A 20994-nucleotide genomic window follows, 5' to 3' on the forward strand; every position below is an offset into this window, starting at 1 on the left:
GGAGGTCATTCCTGGGAGGTTATTGAGTTCAGTAACGCAGCGGCCACACCCTGGCCCGTTGACGAAAGCGCTGCCACAGGCGGGCCAGCCCCTCCGGTTCCTTGATCAAAAAAGCGATGATCAGCGCGCCGAAGAGCATCTTCTGGATGTTCTCCAGTTGGCCCGCGTCCATCAGCCCGGCGGGCAGCAGGGCGAAGAGGTTGCCCAGCAGGATCGGGAACAACACGATGAACGCCGCCCCCAGGAAGTTGCCGAGCACGCTGCCCAGGCCGCCGATAATGATGATGAACAAGACCTGGAAGCAGCGGCTCAGGTCGAAGCCGTGAGGCTCGACGGTACCCAGGTAAGCGAAGGCCCACAGTGAGCCCGCGACGCCCAAGTAAAAGCCGCTGATTGCAAACGCCAGCAGCTTGGTTTTCAACAGGCGAATACCGATGACGGCGGCGGCGGTGTCCATGTCGCGTACCGCCATCCAGTTGCGGCCAAGCTCGCTGCGGACCAGGTTTTTGCCCAGCCAGAACAGCGCCGCCACTAGGGTCAACGTCAGTACATAGCGGCCTCTGGGTGAGCTGAAATCCAGCCCGGCAACCAGCAGCGGTGGCGAGGTGATCACTCCGGAAGCGTTGTCGTTGGTGAACCAGCTGAAGCGGGTGAGCACCCACTCCACCACGAACTGCGCGGCCAGGGTCGCCACCAGCAAGTAAAACCCCTTGATACGCAGGCTCGGCAGCCCGAAGAGCACCGCCACCAGCGCCGCGATCACACCACCCAGGGCAAAGCTGACCAGCAGCGGCAAACCGGGCACGCGCAGGTGCAGGTTGTAGGCGGCGAACGCGCCCACGGCCATGAACGCTGCCGAGCCCAATGAGAGTTGCCCGGCGTAGCCCGTCAGCAGGTTGAGCCCAAGCCCCGCCAGTGACAGCACCAGCAGCGGCACCAGAATGGCGCTGAACCAGTAGTCATTGCCCAGCCACGGCAGCGCAAAAAACGCAAAGCCCAGCAGCAGCCACAGCCCGATGCGGTCCTGGCGCAGGCGGAAGGTACGGCGCTCGGCCGCGTAGGAGGTGCTGATTTGACCGACTTCTTGATACAGCATGCAGGCATTTCCTCAAGGACAATCAGACCCGTTCGATGGCGCGCTCGCCGAATAAGCCGGCAGGCCGCACCAGCAGGAACAGCAAGGCAAGGACGTACGGCACCCAGTTTTCAATGCCGCTGCCGATGATCGGGCCGAGGTAGATCTCCGCGATTTTCTCGCTTGCGCCGATGATCAAACCGCCGACAATCGCGCCGCCGATGGAAGAGAAACCGCCGATGATCAACACCGGCAACGCCTTGAGCACCACCAGCGACAGCGAGAACTGCACCCCCAGGCGCGCGCCCCAGAGCAACCCGGCCACCAGGCCGACAAACCCCGCCACCGCCCACACCAGCGCCCAGATACGCGGCAGCCGGATACCCACCGCCATGGAGGCCAGCGGGTCATCCGCCACCGCACGCAACGACAGACCCACCCGCGTCTTGTTGAACAGCAGCGACAGGGCGATCACCAGCACGGCAGCGGTGCCGGCGGCAAACAGGTCGAATTGCGAGAGCAGCATGCCGCGGATTTCCAGCGGCTCGTCGGCGATGCCCAGTTCCAGCCCATGCACCTGTGCGCCCCAGAGGAACTGGGCGAACCCTTCGATCAGGTAAGACAGCCCAAGGGTGGCCATAAACAGGATGATCGGCGGGCGATTGACCAAAGGGCGCAGCACCACTTTTTCGATCAGCAGCGCCAGCACCACCATGCTTGCCAGGGTGAGCAGGAACGCCCAGGCAAAGGGGAATCCGCGTTCCAGCAGGCTGACAAATGTCAGCGCGGCGAACAGCACCATGGCGCCCTGGGCAAAGTTGAACACGCCCGAGGCTTTGTAGATCAGCACAAAACCAATCGCCACCAGGGAATACATCACACCCGCCAGCAGGCCGCCGATCAGCACTTCGAAGAAAAATTCCATGCTCAAGTCCCCAGGTAAGCAGCGATGACATCGGGGTTGGCGCGCACCTGCTCCGGGGTGCCATCGCCGATCTTGCGACCGTAGTCGAGGACCACCACGTGGTCGCACAGGCCCATGACCACGCCGATATCGTGTTCGATCAACACCACGGTGGTGCCGAACTCGCGGTTGATGTCGCGGATGAACTGACTCATCTGCGCTTTCTCCTGCGCGTTCATGCCCGCCATGGGTTCATCCAGCAGTAGCAGGGTGGGCTCGGACGCCAGGGCGCGGGCCAGTTCGACACGCTTTTGCAGGCCATAGGGCAGGGTGCCTACCAGCACATGGCGCCAGGGATGGATCTGCAGAAAGGCAATCACCTTTTCCGCGTGCAGGCGGTGCGTGTTGTCCTCGCTGGGCGCGCGGCCCAGGCGCAGCATCTGTTCGATCCAACTGCTGCGGCGCTTGAGGTTGCGCCCGGTGAGTACGTTGTCGAGCACACTCATGCCCTTGAACAGCGCGATGTTCTGGAAGGTCCGCGCAATCCCGCCTTCGGCCGCCTGGTGCGCGCGCATACGCCGTCGCGTCTGGCCCGCGTAGTGGACAGTCCCGCTCTGGGGGTGGTAGACCCCGTTGATCACATTGAGCAGCGAGCTTTTACCCGCGCCGTTGGGGCCGATCAGCCCGCAGATGTCGCCGGCTTTGACGTCGAAACTGATGGAGGTGATGGCCTTGATACCCTTGAACGACAGGGAGATGTCATCGAGCCGCAGTAATACCGATTGAGTGGGTGAGTGCATGGCGGGCTCGTCAGACAGGCTGAGACAGCAAGTGATCGGTGGTTTCGTGGCGGGGGGAGGGCTCTTGCCAGTGGCCGGGTCGAATCCCCAAGGCGGAGAAGAACGCCGCCGTTTCCGGGCTCAGCGGCGGCCCGACCAGCAGCGGCACACGCAGGCGGCTCATGCCCAGCACATCCCGCAAGGGACGCCGCACCAACCAGTGGCCCAGCCAGTGGCGAGCGGGGGATGAGCTCGGCTGCATGGCCCAGCGGTACACGTGGTGGCTGAGGGTGCCCGGCATGGGCAGGCGCTCTTGCACCCACTGTTCCAGGCGGGCGTAGGATTCGCGGGTGCCGAGCACTAACGTGGGGCCGAGCTCTCGGCGGTCGGTGTCACGCGTCGCCAGAGCCTCGGGAAAATTGAGGCAAAACCCGGTGTGCAGCCAGGGGGCAAGCAGGTAACGCGCTTGCCCGCTGGCGGCGAATACCCGTGCGGCCAATGCCTCCTCTTCGGCGCTCAGTTGTTCCCGCTGGACCAGCGTGCGAGCGCCCGCCAGCAACTGCGTGTGAGTCAGGCGCAGCGGGGTGTCGGCATGAAAGACGAACGCAGTATCGCCCGGTTGCGTGGCGCAGACGGGGGCGGGCGTGTCCGCGCTTAAGTCGGTATAGGCGATCAACTCGGCGCTTTGCTGCTGACTCAGCCCACGTCCGTCGAGGTACATCACCACTGCGCCTTCACGCAGGTGTTGCAGCGATTGCAGGTCTTGCGCCAGCACGAAGCGCGGCCGCAGCCCGGCGAGCAGCGCACGGTTGTCGCGGTCCGGGTCCAGCAGCGTGACGCTGCCCCCCAGCCATTGCGCCGCCAGCGCCAACAGCAGCGCTTCGGGACGCGCTTGGCTGATGATCAACAGATCATCGTGCTGACGGAAATTGCGCGCCTGCAGGGCCGCGGCGAGCCGGTTGACCTCGTGCGCCAGTTCGCTCCAACTGCGCGTGTGCCAGATGCCCAGATGCTTGTAGCGCAAGGCAATCGCCGAGCCTCGGGTGTGGGCTTGAAGCAACAGCGCCTGGGGCAGTGTATGGGACATGGGGGCATCCTTCGGGTTGATACGAAGGCGATTGCACGCGTCATGCCATAGCGTTAAATGCTTTTATTTCAATTGGATACGAGTGTTTTATGAAGAGTTTGGTTGTGTTGATTCCGCACAAGCTGTCCAAGCACTGTTGTTGCGCCAACAGCGTTGTCAGTGGATGTCGTCGGTGGCGTGCTCCGGCCGGTCAGGTCGGTATGAGCCCCGCGTCCCGATAGCTCTGCACCAGTTCGTCGTACAAACGCAGATCGGCGCGCGTGCGGGCAATCAACTGTGCACCGGCAATGGCGGTGTAGATGGCGCGGGCGCGGCGCTCGCAGCTTTCGGCATCGCCGGGTTGGATCTCAGTGAGCAGGGCCGCCAGCCAAGCCACGTTGATATCGGCAAACGCCAGGATCTCTTTCTTGACGGCCTCGGGCAGGTCCTGGTATTCGGCCGCCATAAAGCTGGACAGGCATAGCCGATTACCGTCCTCGAGGGATTGGCGAAAGATGCTGGGGTAGATTTGCATGCACTCCAGCGGATCCGGGTTTTCCAGGCGTATGGCCTCGAGGGCACTGGCGGTGTTTTCCCAATACCGCTTGGCGACTGCCGCGCCGAGCTCGGCTTTGCTCGGGAAGTGGTAATAGATACTGGCGTTCTTGATCCCCACCGTTTCGCCGATGCTGCGAAAGTTGATGCCGCTGTAGCCGTAATGCTGAGCCGCGGCTTTGGCGGCTTCCAGGATGGCTTCACGCGCGTTTTCACTCACGTAGGGATTCCTCGGTCGTGGGGTGGGATGGGCGGATTCTACGCCCAAAAGGTTTTACCTGCCAACTGGTAGGTAACGCTTGACAGGCGAAAAACAAACGCCCACTGTTTGCCTACCACTTGACAGGTAGGCGACTCCATCATGACGTTCCAACCGGCACATTCCGACGCATCCTCCCACCCGCTGATGAAGATCTATGACTGGTACAGCGGCCCGTATCCGGCCCGCGTGCGGATCGCCTTGGCCGAGAAAGGCCTGCTGCCGAGCATCGAGTTCGTCTCGGTCAACCTCTGGAAGGGCGAGCACAAACAGCCTGCATTTCTCGCCCTGAATTACTCCGGCACCCTGCCGGTGCTGGAGCTTCCAGACGGCACGTTGATCGCTGAATGCACCGCGATCACTCAGTACCTGGACGTCCTTGAAGGAACCCCGACCCTCACCGGTAAAACTCCCGTTGAGCAAGGCCTGATCCATATGCTGACCAAACGTGCGGAAATTGAGCTGATGGACGCGGTCAGCGTGTATTTCCATCACGCCACGCCTGGGCTTGGACCAGAGGTCGAGCTTTACCAGAATGCCGAATGGGGCATGCGTATGCGCGACAAGGCGGTGAGGGGCATGCGCTACTTTGATGGCCTCCTCAAAACACGGGCGTACGTAGCGGGCGATGCGTTTTCCATGGCGGACATTGCCGTACTGGGCGGCCTGATCTTCGCCGCGCTGGTGGAACTGCCGATACCGCAGGAATGTGAGGCACTGCATGCGTGGCAAGCCAAGGTGAATGAGCGCGCCAGCGTCCAGGCGTGGCGAGCGATGGTGGCGCAGCCTCGCTAGGTTGGAAAAGGCGGGCCATTTTCATGGATTACTTTCCGCTGTGGGGGCGGGCTTGCTCGCGAACGCGGTCGATCAGTCAATGTATTAGGTGACTGATACTCCGTCTTCGCGAGCAAGCCCCCACACATTGGGTTTGTGCCGTTCTGAAAATGGCATGCCCTGGCTAAATCCCGTGCTGGTCATGCTGGCGCGTTTCACGGTTAATATCCCGCCTGAATTCATCCTCATCAAGGACACGGCATGGCGCTTATCACGGAACGCGTAGCACTGGCCCGCAACGGCGGCAACGATAAGGTCATCTGTCGCATGCCCTCAGGCTGGGCGGTGATGGGCGATGTGCAATTCCTACCCGGCTACTGCCTGTTGCTGCCCGACCCGGTGGTTGCCAGCCTCAACGACCTCGACACCGAAGCGCGCACCGCCTACCTGCTCGACATGGCGCGCCTCGGCGATGCTGTGTTGCAGGCCACCGGCGCAGTGCGCATGAACTACGAGATCCTGGGCAATTCAGAGCCGGAGTTGCACTGCCATCTTTTCCCGCGCTACGCCTCGGAACCGGACGACAAACGCAGGATGCCCGTCTGGTTTTATGATTGGAAAAACGCGCTGCCTTACGCGGAAGACCCACATGGAGCGCTGCGCAAGGCCATTGCACACCTATTGAACGTCTGACGCTTTCAGCTCGCGACTGCGTTCAGTTCGGTAAACACTGCGTCCGTCAATGTCAGTTCACCCACGGCAAGGTTTTCGTGCAAATGGGCGTCGGCCCGGTGCGCACCGTGCTGGAAGGTAATGCGTCGCCGGCTGTTGAAGCTGCGCTGGAGCAACAGACCACGCTGTTGTTGACGGCGTATCTGCAGGCGCGCGCGTCAGCCGCACCCTACCGGTGACAGGTGCGCTCAATCATGAGCCAGGATCTCGCCGGCCGTGACAACCTCGGCATAATCCATTGCCAGGTTACTCAACGACAGTGCATGCACATCCTCGGCCGGCCACAGGCGCCCGGACAAATCCGTTTGATCGAAGGTGTAGCAGGCGTCTGAAACCACAGCCACTTCAAAACCCAGGTTGCCGCCTGAGCGCGCTGTGGACTCGACCGAGTTGTTAGTGATCACGCCGACGATCACCAGTTGCCGGATCGAACGCACCTGCAGCCAGCGCTCCAACCCCGTGGCGGCGAAGGCATCCGGCACGTTCTTTTCCACCACATGCTCATGCGCAAGCGGCTGCAGTTCAGACTGGAACTCGCAACCCGGTTGGCCCGGCCAGAACACCGAGCCGGGTGAACGGGAAATGTGCCGGATGTGCACGACCGGGCGGCCGGATTGCCGCCATGCATCCAACAGGCGCTGTATCTGCACTTCGGCGCCTGGGTTGTTACGCCGCCCCAGCGTTGGTTGGGTCATGCCTTGCTGCATGTCGATGATCAGCAGTGCAGCATTGGTGGCTATCGGCGGCATGGCACTTTCCTTTGTGGGTATGGCTGGAAACATATCAGCCAACGTGGGGGCCAGACAGCGATTTGTTCGACGTATTCGCTGGGGCCGAACTTCAGCGTCAATGATAGGGCGGTCATGGCGTTTGCCCTGTGCGATGGCGCCGGTATCGGCCTGTTGGCTGGGTGCTCGGCCATTGATGACTTGCGGTCAGGCAAGCTCGTGCGGGTCTTGCCCGATAACCCTACTCATGGGCGCAATGTGTATGCCGTCTACACCTTGCGCCAATTTCTGGACGTTAAGAACGCACGGACTTTTTGGGAAACTGTTCCGTCCCGGTGACTGCTTTATTGAGCCGGCGAAACGCTCTGACGAACATAATAATTGTCGAATTCACTGCTTTCGACGAACTTGAAACCATGGCGGGTATAAAAGCGATTCGAGGCACTGTCTTTGAGTGCCCCCACTTTAATAGGGCGCTCAGTTGCATCGGCTTCGTTGAAGATCTGCGTGAGAACAGCAGCGCCGATGCCTGATCCTTGCATGCTCGGTCTAACGTACAAATGATCGAGCAAGAGTTCATTGTGGTATTGCTTGACGACTACGAAACCTACCCGCTCTCCAGAAACCTCGATGTAGCGTGTGTTGTGTGCTTCAAAACCATTCAGAAACCGCTCCCTCGCGCGCACTGGATCAAAGCGCCCAACACGCTCCAGGCTTTCGCGCATAGCCTCGATTCGAATGGTTACAAGGTCGTCCACATCGCTTTGTTGAGCCTGGACCAAAACGACTGAAGCCGTTTGAAGGGGGTGTGTAGGGCATGTTTGCACATCCTTTTGCTGGCGTGACGCGAAACATATCAGCCCATGCGTAGACCCAAACAGGGATTTTTTGCGAAGCATCCACCGTTTGCCATTACACTGCTGCCCCGAATTTCAGCAAGGATGCTCTGAATGCGTTCGTTAGTGCGCGGTGTGTTCCTTTCGATAACCTTTGCCGCACCGGCCATGGCCGAGCCGCGCTCGTTCTCGGTCAACGATCCCAGTGGCAAATTCCTGGTCGAAGCAGTGTTCCCGGACGTGCCGCAAGACGTGCAACAACTGGCTCGCGCCCTGATCACCGTGCGTGACAGAACCACCCTCGAAACCCTGCAACAGTTGCAGACCCCGGCCGGTAACGTGCCGCAGGATCGCAATGGCGCGACACGCGCTGACCATCTGGTGGGCGAGTACGGCTTGTTGTACTTCGCCGATATCAACGGGGATGGGCGCCAGGACCTGGCGATTCGTAATGGTGAAGATGCCAATGAGAGCTTGCAGTACCACTACGATGTGTATCTGCAAGACCCGGTTAAAACCCAATGGGTACTGAACCGTCCATTGACCGACCTGGCGAATGAAACCTTCGGCGGGATGTTTTCAGTCGCGAAGGACGGCATCATCCATTCGCAAACCGACCGTGGCTGCTGCTGGACACGTTCCAGCCGTTTGCACATGCGCGACGGTGAGTTGGTGCGGCTGGATTCCTACACCCAACAACAAGTGCCGCCTACCGAGGATGGAGAAAACTCGAGCATGCCCCGCGGCTACATGCTGCGCACCACTGGCGAGTGGAAAGACGGTAAATGGCAGGAGACACCGCGCCTCGAAGGCCCCGTCAATGAAGACCCTCAGTACCTGGTCGGCACCCTCAACGGCAAGATCCCGGTGCAACTCTGGTACCAGCAGCAAGGTGCGGTGCTGATCGGTGAAGTGCGTTACACCAAAAGTGGCAGTGGCAAGCCGATCAAACTGGTGGGCGAGCAGGGCGAGTATGACGGCAAGGCGTTCGACTACCTCTTCGAATACACCGATGACGGCCACCAGACTGGGATCTGGCGCATAACCCAGGAAACCGTCGAACCTTATCGCTACAGCGGTAGCTGGGTCGCTGCCGGCAAGGGCAACACGCCTGAACTGGAGATCCAATTGCAGCGTGAGGACCGCGAACCGGAGTACGACAAACTCAGCGAAGTCGCGCGCGACCAACGCAGTGGCCATTACCAGATGCGTGATGACTTCCTCGACCGCGATGGCGACCTGGACCTGACTATCTTGCCCGAACGCGATGCCGAGGGCCGGGAACTCGCGCAATTCACCCTCACACTCAAATCCACCGGCAGCTCCAAAGCCATCGTGACTGCGCATCACACCGTGCCGATGGAAACCGAAAACCTGATTATCGTGCGTGACCCCCTGGCGTCCAAACGGGCAGGTCCGTACCACATCCAACTGGTAAAGAACTTCGCGGTCATTGAACACAACTCGGCGCCCGACAGCCTGGATTACTTGACGGGGAAGTACCGTAAGCAGCCATGACTTGAAACCGGCTGATGGGCGTCCCTTTGGCGTAAAGCGTTGCACCGTCGAGCGTTGCTTCTCAACGGTGCTCACCGTCAGCGATTGAACCGCTCGACCAACGCATATTGGGTGGCCGCGGTATTCGTCAGCTCCTTGCTCAAGTCCGTGGATTGATGGGCTTGCATCGAGGTCTGGTCGGCCAGTTCGGCGATGGTGGTGATGTTGCGGCTGATCTCCTCGGCGACCGCGCTTTGCTCTTCGGTGGCGGCGGCGATCTGGGTGGTCATTTCGGTGATATGGGACACGGCCTCGCTGATGCCTACCAGCGCCTGGTCGGCCTCCAGCACCCAGGCCACGCCTTCCTGGGCTTGGCGTTGGCCGTGTTCCATGCTTTGCACCGCGTTGTTTGAAGACGCCTGCAGCTGGGTAATCAGCGCGTGGATCTGGGTGGTGGACTGGGACGTACGCTGTGCCAGTTGGCGCACTTCGTCGGCGACCACGGCAAAACCACGGCCTTGCTCGCCGGCCCGTGCGGCTTCGATGGCGGCGTTCAGGGCCAGTAAGTTGGTCTGGTCGGCAATGCCCTTGATCACATCCACTACGCTGCCGATTTCGTCACTGTCCTTGGCCAATCGCGCCACGGTGGCTCCGGTTTCGCCGACCACTGCGGACAGGCGTTCGATGGCTTCGCGGGTATCACGCGCCACTTCACGGCCGCGCCCAGTCAGTACGTTGGCTTGCTGAGTGGCGTCGGCGGTACGTTGAACGTGGCTGGCGACTTCCTGGGTGGTAGCGGCCATCTGGTTGACCGCGGCCGAGACCTGTTCGGTTTCGACGCGCTGGCGGTCCAGGCCCTTGGAGCTGGCGGTGGCCAGCTGATCGGATTGCCCGGCCAGGGCGCTCAACTGTTCGGCACTGTCCTGCAGGCGGGTGAGGCAGGTTTTCAGGCGCGCGTCCTGGCTGAGGAACGCGGTTTCCAGACGGGCCTGTGGGCCGCGTGCATCGCTGTACATCTGCGCGATCAAGGCATCCGACGTCGAAGGCTCCACACCTTGCAACAGGCGCAATGTGCTGCCTTGGCGCCAGCGCGAGCAGAGCACACCCACCGGCACGGCGACCGCAACAGCCACCGCGATGGCGATGGGTGCACTGAGGAATAACCCCGCGACGCTGCCGGTCAATCCGGTCGCCACGTACGGCACGCAACTGATCGCGGCCGGCAGCCAGGCATCCAGGCGCGGTACGCCCGGCTTGCCCTGGCTGATGCGTTGGTACAGGGCCTGGGCACGGCGGATTTCATCGGCAGTGGGCTTGACCCGCACCGACTCGTAACCCACCACCTTGCTGCCCTCGAAGATCGGCGTGACATAGGCGTTGACCCAATAGTGGTCGCCATTTTTCGAGCGGTTCTTGACGATGCCCATCCAGGGCAGGCCTTGTTTGAGCGCACCCCACATGTGCGCAAACACCGCGGGCGGCACATCCGGGTGACGTACGATATTCTGCGGGGCGCCGATCAGGTCGGCGCGTTCAAAGCCACTGATCTCGACAAAGGCGTCGTTGCAGTAAGTGATGACACCTCGGACATCCGTGGCGGAGATGAGTTTTTGCGAAGGCGCGAGGGAAATCTCACGCTGTGTTACGGGCTGGTTATTGCGCATTCCGACTACTCCCTGATTGCCCTCAGTTCATCGGCGCCACCTGCAAAAAAGTTAATCCACGTGGGTCAATTGGCCCGCCACTGGTCAAAAGCCTGAAACTTCCCGATGAAAAACCTCATAATGGCGGCCATTTTTGTTTAGTCCGTTATTCTGGTGTGCCCCCATGGAAATCAAGGTCAACTTTCTCGACAACCTCCGACTTGAAGCCAAGTTCGATGACTTCACGGTGATTGCCGACCAGCCGATTCGCTATAAAGGCGACGGCTCGGCACCGGGGCCGTTCGATTACTTCCTGGCGTCGTCGGCCTTGTGCGCGGCGTACTTCGTGAAGTTGTATTGCCAGACGCGCAATATCCCCACCGACAATATTCGCCTGTCGCAGAACAACATCGTCGACCCGGAAAACCGCTATAACCAGATCTTCAAGATTCAGGTCGAGTTGCCGGCGGACATCCCCGACAAGGACCGCCAGGGCATCCTGCGTTCCATCGACCGTTGCACGGTCAAAAAAGTGGTGCAGGCCGGGCCGGAGTTCGTCATCGAGGAAGTCGAGAACCTGGACGCCGATGCCCAGGCCTTGTTGATGCCCGGTTCGACCTCCGACGGCGGCACCTACATCGCCGGCAAAGACCTGCCACTGGAGCAGACCATCGCCAACATGTCCGGCATTCTGGCCGGACTGGGCATGAAGATCGAGATCGCTTCGTGGCGCAATATCGTGCCTAACGTGTGGTCGCTGCATATCCGAGATGCGCACTCGCCGATGTGCTTCACCAACGGCAAGGGCGCGACCAAAGAGGGCGCCTTGGCGTCGGCACTGGGCGAGTTCATCGAGCGGCTTAACTGCAACTTCTTCTACAACGACCAGTTCTGGGGCGAAGAGCTGGCGAATGCGCCGTTCGTGCATTACCCGGATGAGCGCTGGTTCCAGCCGGGCCCCAACGACGAACTGCCCAACGAAATCCTCGACGCCTACTGCCTGAAGGTCTACAACCGCGAAGGCGAGCTGCGCGGTTCGCACCTGTTCGACACCAACTCCGGCAATGAGGAACGCGGCATCGTTTCGCTGCCGTTCGTGCGCCAGTCGGACGGTGAGGTGGTGTACTTCCCGTCCAACCTGATCGAAAACCTCTACCTCAGCAACGGCATGAGCGCGGGGAACACCCTGGCCGAAGCCCAGGTGCAGTGCCTGTCGGAGATCTTCGAGCGCGCCGTGAAGCGTGAAATCCTCGAAGGCGAATTCGCCTTGCCGGACGTACCGGCCGAGGTGCTGGCCAAGTACCCAGGCATCCTCGCCGGTATCCAGGGCCTGGAAGCCCAGGGTTTCCCTGTCTTGGTGAAAGACGCGTCCCTGGGCGGTGAATTCCCGGTGATGTGCGTGACCCTGATGAACCCGCGTACCGGCGGCGTATTCGCCTCCTTCGGCGCGCACCCAAGCCTGGAAGTGGCGCTGGAACGCAGCCTCACCGAACTGCTGCAAGGCCGCAGTTTCGAAGGCCTGAACGACTTGCCGCAGCCGACCTTCGAAGGCCAGGCGGTGACCGAACCAAACAACTTCGTCGAGCACTTCATCGACTCCAGTGGCGTGGTGTCGTGGCGCTTCTTCAGCGCCCAGTCGGACTACGAATTCGTCGAGTGGGACTTCACGGGCGCAGGCGAAGACTCGAATGCCCAGGAGGCCGCGACCCTGTTCGGTATCCTTGAAGGCATGGGTAAAGAATCCTACATGGCGGTGTACGAACACCTCGGCGCTACCGCGTGCCGCATCCTGGTGCCGGACTACTCGGAAATCTACCCGGTGGATGACCTGATCTGGGACAACACCAACAAGGCGCTGTTCTTCCGCGAGGACATCCTCAACCTGCACAGCCTCAACGAGGAAGCGTTGCAGGCGTTGGTCGAGCGCCTGATAGAGAGCGAGCTGGACGACTACACCGATATCACCACCCTGATCGGCATCGAGTTCGACGACAACACCGCCTGGGGCCAACTGACCATCTTGGAATTGAAGCTGCTGATCTTCCTGGCCTTGCAGCAATATGAAGAGGCCAAGGAGTGTGTGGAGATGTTCCTGCAGTACAACGACAACACCGCCGAGCGTGGCCTGTTTTACCAGGCAATGAATGCGGTGCTGGAGATGGAACTGGACGACGACCTGGACCTGGCGGATTACGAAGCCAACTTCCGCCGCATGTTCGGCGATGAGCGGATGGATGCAGTGATTGGTTCGGTGAACGGCGATGTGCGCTTCCATGGCCTGACGCCGACCAGCATGAAGCTGGAGGGGTTGGACCGGCATCAACGTTTGATCGAGAGCTACAAGAAGCTGCATGCGGCACGTGCCAACATCACCATGGGCTGATACTCGGCGCTTCGGGAGCTGGCTTGTTGTGGTGAGCGGCTGTTGTAGGTGGGAGGGCTTGTGTGTGTGGTGATTGGCTGTTTTAGGTGATCGGGCTCTTGGAGTGGTGAGCGGGCTCTTGTGGTGAGCGGGCTTGCCCCGCGCTGGCCTGCGAAGCAGGCCTAACACCCTCCGCGCCGATAACTGGAAATACGCAGTCGGCCCATGGGGCTGCTGCGCAGCCCAGCGCGGGGCAAGCCCGCTCACCACAAGAGCACCACAAGAGCACCACAAGAGCGCGCTCACCACACAAACCAATCCAACCTGTCTAGATGCGTGCCAACGCCTGCGCCAGGTCGGCGCGCAGGTCTTCCACATCCTCAACCCCCACCGACAACCGCACCAACCCATCGCCAATCCCCAACTGCGCCCGCGTGGCCGCCGGGATGCTTGCATGGGTCATGATCGCTGGGTGCTCGATCAGGCTTTCCACGCCGCCGAGGCTTTCGGCCAGGGCGAAGATCTTGACGTTTTCCAGGAAGCGCGTGGCGCCGGCCAGGTCGCTGTTCAGGTCAATCGAGATCATTCCGCCAAAGCCGCGCATCTGTTGGCGCGCCAGTGCGTGCTGCGGGTGGGACGTGAGGCCTGGGTAGTAAACCCGCGCCACTTGCGGTTGCTGCTCCAGCCAGGTGGCCAGGTCGAGGGCGTTGCTGCAATGGCGCTCCATGCGCAGTGCCAGGGTTTTCACGCCGCGCAGGGTGAGGAAGGCATCGAAGGGGCCGGCGATGGCGCCGACCGAGTTCTGCAGGAAACCCAGACGTTCGGCCAGTTCGGGGTTATCGCCGACAATGGCAATGCCGCCGATCACATCGGAGTGGCCGTTGAGGTACTTGGTCGTAGAGTGCACCACCACGTCAAAACCCAGCTCCAGCGGGCGCTGGATCCACGGGCTGGCGAAGGTGTTGTCGGCCACGCAGATGATGCCTCGATCGCGGCAGATGCGGGCAATGGCGCTGAGGTCGGTGAGGCTCAGCAGTGGGTTACTGGGGGTCTCGACCCAGACCATGCGGGTGTCGTCCTGCAAGCTCGCTTCAAATGCCGACACATCACTCAGGTCGACAAAGCTGAAGCGGTGCCCGGCGCTGCGTTGGCGCACCTTGTCGAACAGGCGGAAGGTGCCGCCGTACAGGTCATTGCCGGAGACGATGTGGGCGCCGGCATCCAACAGTTCCAGTACCGTCGAGATCGCCGCCAGCCCGGATGCGAAGGCAAACGCCTGGCTGCCGCCTTCGAGGTCGGCCACGCAGCGCTCCAGGGCAAACCGCGTGGGGTTGTGGGAGCGGCCGTAATCGAAGCCCTTGTGCACACCGGGGCTGTCTTGCAGGTAGGTGGAGTTCGCGTAGATCGGTGGCATCAGCGCGCCAGTGGTCGGGTCGGGAAATTGCCCGGCGTGGATCACGCGGGTGGCAAACGCGCTTTTATCGGACTGACTCATGCAAGGGATCTCCGTAGGTGGTTGAGCAGGTCGACGCGGGTGATCAGGCCGTGAAAGCCCGAAGCATCGGCAATAATGGCGACCAGGCCGCGATCCAGCTCCGCCTGAAGCTCCGCCAGGCTGGCGTTGGGGGCCAGGGTTTGCAGGGTATTGGTCATGGCGCTGGCGACCCTCATGTTGAAATGCGCGGCGTCTTGGTGCAGGCCCAGCAGGATGTCGGATTCATCGATCACCCCCACCAACTCACGGCCGTCCACCAACACCGGCAGTTGCGAGACATCCGCCAGGCGCATGCGCTGGAATGCGGTGAGCAGGCTGTCGTCAGGGCTCACGCTGATGACTCGGCCGTCTTCGAAGCGCCGCGCGATCAGGTCGCGCAGGTCGCCGTAGTGCTTGTAGTGCAGCAGGCCCGCGTCGTTCATCCATTGGTCGTTGTAGACCTTCGACAGGTAGCGTGTGCCCGTGTCGCACACAAACGTGACCACGCGTTTGGGCGTGGTCTGTTCGCGGCAGTAACGCAGTGCGGCGGCGAGCAGGGTGCCGGTGGACGACCCGCCGAGAATGCCCTCGGCCTTGAGTAACTGGCGGGCGTGATCGAAGCTTTCTTCATCGCTGATGGAATAGGCGTGGCGCACGCTGGACAGGTCGGCAATCGAGGGGATGAAGTCCTCGCCAATGCCTTCCACCGCCCACGAGCCTGGCGTCTCCAACTGGCCGCTGCGGCTGTACTCGGCCATCACCGAACCCACGGGATCGGCAAGTACCATGGCCAGTTCGGGTTGCACGCGCTTGAAGAACCGCGTCAGGCCGGTGAGTGTGCCGGCCGAGCCGACGCCCACCACGATCGCGTCCAGATCATGCTGGGTTTGTGCCCAGATCTCCGGCGCGGTGCTGGTCTCGTGGGCCAGGGGGTTGGCCGGGTTGTTGAACTGGTCGGCGAAGAAGGACTCCGGGATGTCCTTGGCCAGGCGTGCGGCCACGTCCTGGTAATACTCGGGGTGGCCTTTGCCCACATCGGAGCGGGTGATGTGCACCTCGGCGCCCATGGCCTTGAGGTGCAACACTTTTTCTGTGGACATCTTGTCGGGCACCACCAGCACCACCCGGTAGCCTTTGGCCCGGCCGACCAGTGCCAGGCCCAGGCCGGTGTTGCCGGCGGTGGCTTCGATGATGGTGCCGCCGGGGCGCAGGCGGCCGTCACGCTCGGCGGCGTCGATCATGGCCAGGCCGATGCGGTCCTTGATGGAGCCGCCGGGGTTTTGGGATTCCAGTTTGAGAAACAGCGTGCACAGACCGGTGTCGAAACGGCTGACGCGCACCAGTGGCGTGTTGCCGATCAGTTCGAGGACGGCGGGGCGGGAAGGGCTGGGCATGTCGTCACCTGAATACGGATGGGATGGACAGCAAAAGCGCAAAGCGTGGGTTCGACGATAGGCCGGGATCGGTCCGGTCGCAACCGGACGGTCCGTTGGCTGACTGTTTTTGGCGCATTAGCCGGGCGGGTTCAGCACCTGCTGTAAACGCGTGACAACGGCGGTAGTGGCGGCCTGCATCGGCGCGCGCAATTCGTCGCCGATCAAGCCTTGCAGGGCCAGCGCGGCTTTGACCGGCGCCGGGTTGGGCTCCATGAACAGTGTGTTGATCAGCGGCAGCAACTGAAAGAATGTCGCTCGCGCTTCGGCCAACTGGTTGTCGCGTACCTGCTGGCACAGCGCCACAAACGCGTGCGTCTGAATATGTGCCGAGGCCGCAATGGCTCCGGTCGCGCCGAGGCACAACGCGTTGAACATCTGTACGTCTTCGCCGCACAGTACGTCCACCTCACCGCTGGCCAGCAGCGCGAGGGTATTGCCCAGGTTGCCACCGCAATCCTTGATCGCCACGATGCGCTCATGGGCAACGATGTCGAGCAGGGTCGCCTGGTCGAAAGTCACGCCGGTACGGTAGGGAATGTCGTAGAGAATGATCGGCACGCTGGACGCATCGGCCACGGTACGGAAGAACGCTTCCAGGCCCGCCTGGGAGGGGCGGATGTAACTCGGCGCCGGCACCAGTAACCCGGCCACCGGGCGTTGCAGCACTTCACGCTGGAACTGCAGCAACTCGACCTGGTTATTGCCTGCCAGGCCCATCACCACACGGTGCGCGGGCACCCACTGCAACACCGCATCCAGCACGGCCAGTTGCTCCTGACGGCTCAGCGACGCCGCTTCCCCGGTGGTGGTGCACACCATGATCCCGGACACGTGCTTGTCCTGCAGGTGACTGACCAGCCGGTGCAGGCCGTTAAAGTCGATAGCGCCGTGGTGGAACGGCGTGACCACGGGAACCCAGATACCTTGAAACGTTGACATGCACTTTCTCCTGATGATTGACCGCTGGAGTCACCGTCAGAAGGGCAGAGGCAATTGTGCAAGGTGGGTAGACCGTCGCGCTCAATGTCCTGTCAGCTCATCTGACGGGACAGCGCGCCCCGGTCACATGAGCGACTGTTTCTTCGATTTGAGGGTGTGTGCAACGCAACCTTGCGCCTTGGCAATCAAGCCAATGGCGCACAGGTTAACGGAGGACATTGCAGACATTGGCTGACACACCCTGAATAAGGCCTCCATCTTCATGGAATATTACAGAGTGTGTCAACGGGGCTTATTCGAATTTATCGATACGCGAGTCGGAGTAAAAAAACTCGTTCTTGTCGGTGCTCGACTCAAGGAAGTAGGCGTAGTCGGTCAGGAAGTACAGGTGGCTGACGCGCTTGTACTTGTCTTCGTCGACGCGGCAGGACAAGGCCTTGGCGGTGCCCGACAGTTTCGCGTTGAGTTCGCTGGCTTGCAGTTCACGCTCGACCTGGCAACGGGTGGTTTGTGAGTTTGTGCTGCTGCCGATCAGGCTGTTGAGGCTGGAACGTGTGCTTGCATAGGTCACTGTCTCACCCACGGGCAGGGCCTTCCAGTTGCCGGTGAAGCTCAGTTGGGTCAGCGTCGAGCTTTCGGCCATGCCTGAACCGCCGTAGGTGGCTTTCGACACCAGGTTGAACAGGTTGCGCCAGCTCACGGCCTGGCTCTCATAGCCGTCGCCACGGGTGGCCAGGGCCAGTTGACCGCTCGGCGCATCCTGGCTGATGAACTGGGTACTTTTGTTATCACTGGCCTTACCACGGTAGTTGCTGGTGCCGACAAACTGTACGTATTTGAACGAACGGGTGGGCTTGTCCAGGTTCAGTTGCGTGATGGCCGCCAGCACGGCAGGCTGCACGGACGTCAGGGCAATGGTGGTCGGTGCTTTCATGCGGGGCTTGAACGCCGGCAGTGCGGCGATTTTTTCCGGGTTGACGCAGACTTTATTGAACAGCAACTCATAGTCGGCATTGCTGCCGACGATGTTCTGCGGCGTGGGGAAACTGTCGACACGACCGTCGCTGACGCGGTTGTTGGCATCCATGTCGTAGCCGGCCAGTTGCAGGTAAGTACCGGCTTTGCACGCCACCGAAAAGTGTTCGCGTTTTTGCGCATACGGGGCGTTGTAGGGCAGGTCATTGAGCACCGTCGGGTTATCGAAGGCAGCCCAGAAGCGCGTTTCGCCGTTGACGGTCTTGATGCTGTTGGCATCGATCAGGACCTGGTTGTCACGTTCGTTGGTCTGCACCAGCCGCCAGTCCGGCTGCGGTGTTTCGGCACAGGCACGTACGAAGGTCTGGTTGGCGGCCAGGGTCGCGTACAGTTGCGGCGACAATGTCTGTGCTGTTGCATAGCGGCCAATGCTGCCTGGGTACATGCGTCGGACAGCATCCATGTACAACAGATGCACCTTCGGTGAAGAACACGCCGCTTCCATTTGCAGGGTACGACGCACGCCATTGGGGAGGGCGGGCATCAGCAGCTCAAAGCTCAGCGAGTCGCCTTCGCGCACAATGCTGTTTTCCACCAAGGGCTGAGTGAGCGCCTGGGTGAAGATTTGATCGATCTGTTTTTGTTGGGTGGCGCAACCGGCCAAGGTGGCGAAGCCACCGATCAGCAAAAGGGGAGTGATAAAGCGCACGAGAGCCTCGTTGAGTCCATTCAGGGATGTAAGGGTGACGGCGGATAAAGTTGAATCTTTAACCGGATGTTGCGGGCCGCAAGCCTAACGAGGATGGCCGCCCCTGTACAGCCGTGGCGTGGCCGCCGCCGGATATGTACAGGTCGCAATCGTTCTGCCGTGGTCGTAGTGAGGCGGTAGGCTGTGCAGATACTCCGGGAGAATCTCGATGATCCGACGTGCGTGTTTGGCCGCTCTGCTGACCTTGTCCGCCTCGACCGCCTTTGGCGTTTCGAACTACGATCATCTGTATGCCTTCGGCGACAGCTACTCCGACAATGGCGCGGGTGAAGCACTCACCACCCGGCTTGTCGCGCAGAAGGTCAAGGAGGCCCAGGCGCTGCCAGGCCCCCTGTACTGGAAGGGGCGCTGGAGCAATGGCCCCACCGCCGTCGAAGGCCTGGCACAGGCATTGAACATTCCCCTGACCGACTATGCGGTGGGCGGAGCCAAAAGTGGCCATGGCAACTACTACGCGTGGATGATGCCATCCCGCGACACCGGCCTACTGGGGCAGGTCGCTGAGCATTTGCAGGTCGCCAAGGGCGACAAGGCCGACCCCAAGGCGCTGTATTTCATCTTCATTTCGGCCAACGATTTTTTTGAATGGGCCGACTTCGCCCATCCTGAAACGGTCGAGGCCTTGAGCGAAGCCAGCCTGGCGAATATCCGCAGCGCCACCGAGCAGTTGGTTACAGCGGGAGCCAGGCACATCATGGTCGTGGGCACCACCGACCTGAGCCATGTGCCTGCCGTGGTGCAGGGCAATCAGGTCGACAATGCGAAAAAGTACCAGCAGTTGCTCGCGCAGAAACTCCCTGCAGTGCTGGCGCAGATCGGGACGGCGAAGGTCAGCTACTTCGATCATCTGGCCTTCAGCGACACACTGCGCGCCAACCCGGCGGACAAGGGGTTCACCGACCTCGACACACCGTGCCAAGCCACCTACCCGGAGGTGAAGCCGGTGTGTGCCGACCCCGATACCCATTACTACTGGGACGAATGGCACCCCACCCGCAAGGTTCATGCACTGGCGGCCAAGGCGATGCTTGAGGCGTTGCCTTAACCTGCAGCGACCGCTGCCTCAATGGCGGCGATATCGATCTTTTTCATGGTCATCATCGCCTCGAAGGCACGCTTGGCGGTCGCCGGGTCGGGGTGAGTCACTGCGTCAGTCAGTACGCGTGGGCTGATCTGCCACGACACCCCCCATTTGTCCTTGCACCAGCCGCAGGCGCTTTCCTGGCCGCCGTTGCCGACGATGGCGTCCCAATAGCGGTCGGTTTCGGCCTGGTCATCGGTGGCCACCTGAAACGAAAACGCCTCGGTATGGGAGAAGATTGGCCCGCCGTTAAGGCCGATGCAAGGGAGGCCCAGGACGGTGAAGTCCACGGTCAATACGTCGCCCTGTTTGCCGGCCGGAAAATCGCCGGGGGCCAGGTGGACAGCGTTTACCTGGCTGTCCGGGAATGTCTTGGCATAGAAGGTCGCAGCCTCCAGGGCGGTGCCGTTGTACCAGAGGCAGAGGGTGTTTTTGCGGGTCATGATGGGTCTCCACGTGAGAATGGGTGTGTGGAGTTTAGACGGCCAGTTGCGGCACGATAGGAAAGCCACGCGTGAAGGCTCGAATTGCATTCGAGGCGCTTATCCCAAAATGCCCCCAAACAGGGTTCTATCCAGCCAAGATCGGGGATGTGACAATTCATTCATCACCCGGCGCCAGGAACCAGGCGGGCTTATGGCACGTTGCTCGCGACAGCCATTCTGATTTGCCAGCCCGCTCTCAACATTGCGTGGGCAATCCTGCGATGAGGCGTGATGACGATCAGCTGGATTTGCTGCTAGGCCGGAGGTCGTGTTCGGCGCGCTCACCACGCCAGACCGAAAGGCATTTCGTTTTTTGGATGCTATGCCTCTTTACTACGTCTATAACCGTTACTTGAGTGTTGGAGATCTACATGGAAGCCATCGCGCGCGCATTGGTCCTTGCCTGCAAACATATTGACGGCCGGCATCCCTTCGAAAACGATGATGACGTGGCGGCGCTTGAGGCAATTGCTGCTGAACTGAACGATGCCTCCGATGCGGAAAGGAACTGTTTAGTTGAGGCGGCTAAAAAGCTTGGAGTCGATAGTTGGGCTGAAGAGATGGGCATTATCTGATACGGCGGATTGGACCTGTATGAACGACAGCAATGGGTCGATTTCTGCCG

General features: G+C 61.1%; 20 protein-coding genes and 1 pseudogene. 7 read left to right on the forward strand and 14 right to left on the reverse strand.

What is annotated here, in order from left to right; genetic code table 11:
• Positions 1-28 precede the first annotated feature (28 nt).
• The 5 genes from AO064_RS12130 to AO064_RS12150 all read right to left on the reverse strand — a co-directional run bounded on the left by AO064_RS12130 (position 29) and on the right by AO064_RS12150 (position 4599).
• Positions 29-1096, reverse strand: a complete 1068-nt coding sequence (locus AO064_RS12130) for a branched-chain amino acid ABC transporter permease (RefSeq protein WP_064053434.1) — start codon at positions 1094-1096, stop codon at positions 29-31.
• 22 nt (positions 1097-1118) lie between these two features.
• Positions 1119-2000: a branched-chain amino acid ABC transporter permease gene (locus tag AO064_RS12135; protein ID WP_064053435.1), complete on the reverse strand. Its 882-nt coding sequence runs from the start codon at positions 1998-2000 to the stop codon at positions 1119-1121.
• Between the two features lie 2 nt (positions 2001-2002).
• Positions 2003-2779, reverse strand: a complete 777-nt coding sequence (locus tag AO064_RS12140; RefSeq protein WP_064053436.1) for an ABC transporter ATP-binding protein — start codon at positions 2777-2779, stop codon at positions 2003-2005.
• Positions 2780-2789: 10 nt separating this feature from the next.
• Positions 2790-3845, reverse strand: a complete 1056-nt coding sequence (locus tag AO064_RS12145; RefSeq protein WP_064053437.1) for an AMP-binding protein — start codon at positions 3843-3845, stop codon at positions 2790-2792.
• A 190-nt stretch (positions 3846-4035) separates the two neighbouring features.
• Entirely contained in the window at positions 4036-4599 is a 564-nt protein-coding gene (locus AO064_RS12150) for a TetR/AcrR family transcriptional regulator (RefSeq protein WP_012724574.1), read from the reverse strand.
• Between the two features lie 141 nt (positions 4600-4740).
• Here AO064_RS12150 and AO064_RS12155 point away from each other — a divergent pair, with 141 nt between their 5' ends.
• The 3 genes from AO064_RS12155 to AO064_RS30675 all read left to right on the forward strand — a co-directional run bounded on the left by AO064_RS12155 (position 4741) and on the right by AO064_RS30675 (position 6323).
• The gene (locus AO064_RS12155) at positions 4741-5433 is read left to right on the forward strand and encodes a glutathione S-transferase (RefSeq protein ID WP_064053438.1); all 693 of its coding nucleotides are present in this window, start codon (positions 4741-4743) and stop codon (positions 5431-5433) included.
• Positions 5434-5673: 240 nt separating this feature from the next.
• A complete protein-coding gene (locus AO064_RS12160) occupies positions 5674-6105 on the forward strand; it encodes an HIT family protein (protein ID WP_064053439.1) in 432 nt (143 codons plus the stop codon).
• Positions 6106-6182: 77 nt separating this feature from the next.
• Positions 6183-6323 carry a hypothetical protein gene (locus AO064_RS30675; protein WP_156521564.1) on the forward strand — a complete coding sequence of 47 codons (141 nt, stop codon included), beginning with the start codon at positions 6183-6185 and terminating at the stop codon, positions 6321-6323.
• Positions 6324-6332: 9 nt separating this feature from the next.
• On the opposite strand, the gene AO064_RS12165 is transcribed toward AO064_RS30675, so the two are convergent.
• Both AO064_RS12165 and AO064_RS12175 read right to left on the reverse strand, forming a co-directional pair.
• On the reverse strand, positions 6333-6893 hold the full coding sequence (locus tag AO064_RS12165; protein ID WP_064053440.1) for a cysteine hydrolase family protein: 561 nt from the start codon (positions 6891-6893) through the stop codon (positions 6333-6335).
• A 323-nt stretch (positions 6894-7216) separates the two neighbouring features.
• Positions 7217-7699: a GNAT family N-acetyltransferase gene (locus tag AO064_RS12175; RefSeq protein WP_064053641.1), complete on the reverse strand. Its 483-nt coding sequence runs from the start codon at positions 7697-7699 to the stop codon at positions 7217-7219.
• A gap of 123 nt (positions 7700-7822) precedes the next feature.
• Between AO064_RS12175 and AO064_RS12180 the strand changes: the two genes are divergently transcribed.
• Positions 7823-9226 carry an XAC2610-related protein gene (locus AO064_RS12180; protein WP_064053442.1) on the forward strand — a complete coding sequence of 468 codons (1404 nt, stop codon included), beginning with the start codon at positions 7823-7825 and terminating at the stop codon, positions 9224-9226.
• A 77-nt stretch (positions 9227-9303) separates the two neighbouring features.
• On the opposite strand, the gene AO064_RS12185 is transcribed toward AO064_RS12180, so the two are convergent.
• Positions 9304-10338: a methyl-accepting chemotaxis protein gene (locus AO064_RS12185; RefSeq protein WP_412070938.1), complete on the reverse strand. Its 1035-nt coding sequence runs from the start codon at positions 10336-10338 to the stop codon at positions 9304-9306.
• 258 nt (positions 10339-10596) lie between these two features.
• A pseudogene (locus tag AO064_RS31765) lies at positions 10597-10869 on the reverse strand (PAS domain-containing protein); the annotation flags it as partial.
• A gap of 163 nt (positions 10870-11032) precedes the next feature.
• Here AO064_RS31765 and AO064_RS12190 point away from each other — a divergent pair.
• Positions 11033-13231 carry an OsmC domain/YcaO domain-containing protein gene (locus AO064_RS12190; RefSeq protein ID WP_064053444.1) on the forward strand — a complete coding sequence of 733 codons (2199 nt, stop codon included), beginning with the start codon at positions 11033-11035 and terminating at the stop codon, positions 13229-13231.
• Between the two features lie 307 nt (positions 13232-13538).
• Here the strand turns inward: AO064_RS12190 and AO064_RS12195 are convergent, their stop codons facing one another.
• The 4 genes from AO064_RS12195 to AO064_RS12210 all read right to left on the reverse strand — a co-directional run bounded on the left by AO064_RS12195 (position 13539) and on the right by AO064_RS12210 (position 18743).
• Positions 13539-14705, reverse strand: coding sequence for a cystathionine gamma-synthase (locus AO064_RS12195; protein ID WP_012724563.1), 1167 nt, complete (start codon positions 14703-14705; stop codon positions 13539-13541).
• Positions 14702-16078, reverse strand: a complete 1377-nt coding sequence (locus AO064_RS12200; protein WP_046036175.1) for a pyridoxal-phosphate dependent enzyme — start codon at positions 16076-16078, stop codon at positions 14702-14704. Before AO064_RS12200 ends, AO064_RS12195 begins: the two co-directional genes overlap by 4 nt.
• 117 nt (positions 16079-16195) lie before the next feature.
• The gene (gene dapA / locus AO064_RS12205) at positions 16196-17059 is read right to left on the reverse strand and encodes a 4-hydroxy-tetrahydrodipicolinate synthase (protein WP_064053445.1); all 864 of its coding nucleotides are present in this window, start codon (positions 17057-17059) and stop codon (positions 16196-16198) included.
• Positions 17060-17351: 292 nt separating this feature from the next.
• Positions 17352-18743 (reverse strand): hypothetical protein, encoded by a 1392-nt coding sequence (locus AO064_RS12210; RefSeq protein WP_064053446.1) that lies wholly within the window; start codon positions 18741-18743, stop codon positions 17352-17354.
• A gap of 208 nt (positions 18744-18951) precedes the next feature.
• Between AO064_RS12210 and AO064_RS12215 the strand changes: the two genes are divergently transcribed.
• Positions 18952-19848 carry an SGNH/GDSL hydrolase family protein gene (locus tag AO064_RS12215; protein WP_064053447.1) on the forward strand — a complete coding sequence of 299 codons (897 nt, stop codon included), beginning with the start codon at positions 18952-18954 and terminating at the stop codon, positions 19846-19848.
• On the opposite strand, the gene AO064_RS12220 is transcribed toward AO064_RS12215, so the two are convergent.
• Positions 19845-20327: a VOC family protein gene (locus tag AO064_RS12220; RefSeq protein ID WP_046036171.1), complete on the reverse strand. Its 483-nt coding sequence runs from the start codon at positions 20325-20327 to the stop codon at positions 19845-19847. The genes AO064_RS12215 and AO064_RS12220 overlap by 4 nt on opposite strands.
• A 413-nt stretch (positions 20328-20740) precedes the next feature.
• Here AO064_RS12220 and AO064_RS12225 point away from each other — a divergent pair, with 413 nt between their 5' ends.
• Positions 20741-20944, forward strand: a complete 204-nt coding sequence (locus AO064_RS12225; protein WP_064053448.1) for a hypothetical protein — start codon at positions 20741-20743, stop codon at positions 20942-20944.
• Positions 20945-20994: the final 50 nt, after the last annotated feature.

This window comes from Pseudomonas marginalis, assembly GCF_001645105.1.
Lineage (GTDB): Bacteria > Pseudomonadota > Gammaproteobacteria > Pseudomonadales > Pseudomonadaceae > Aquipseudomonas > Aquipseudomonas petroselini.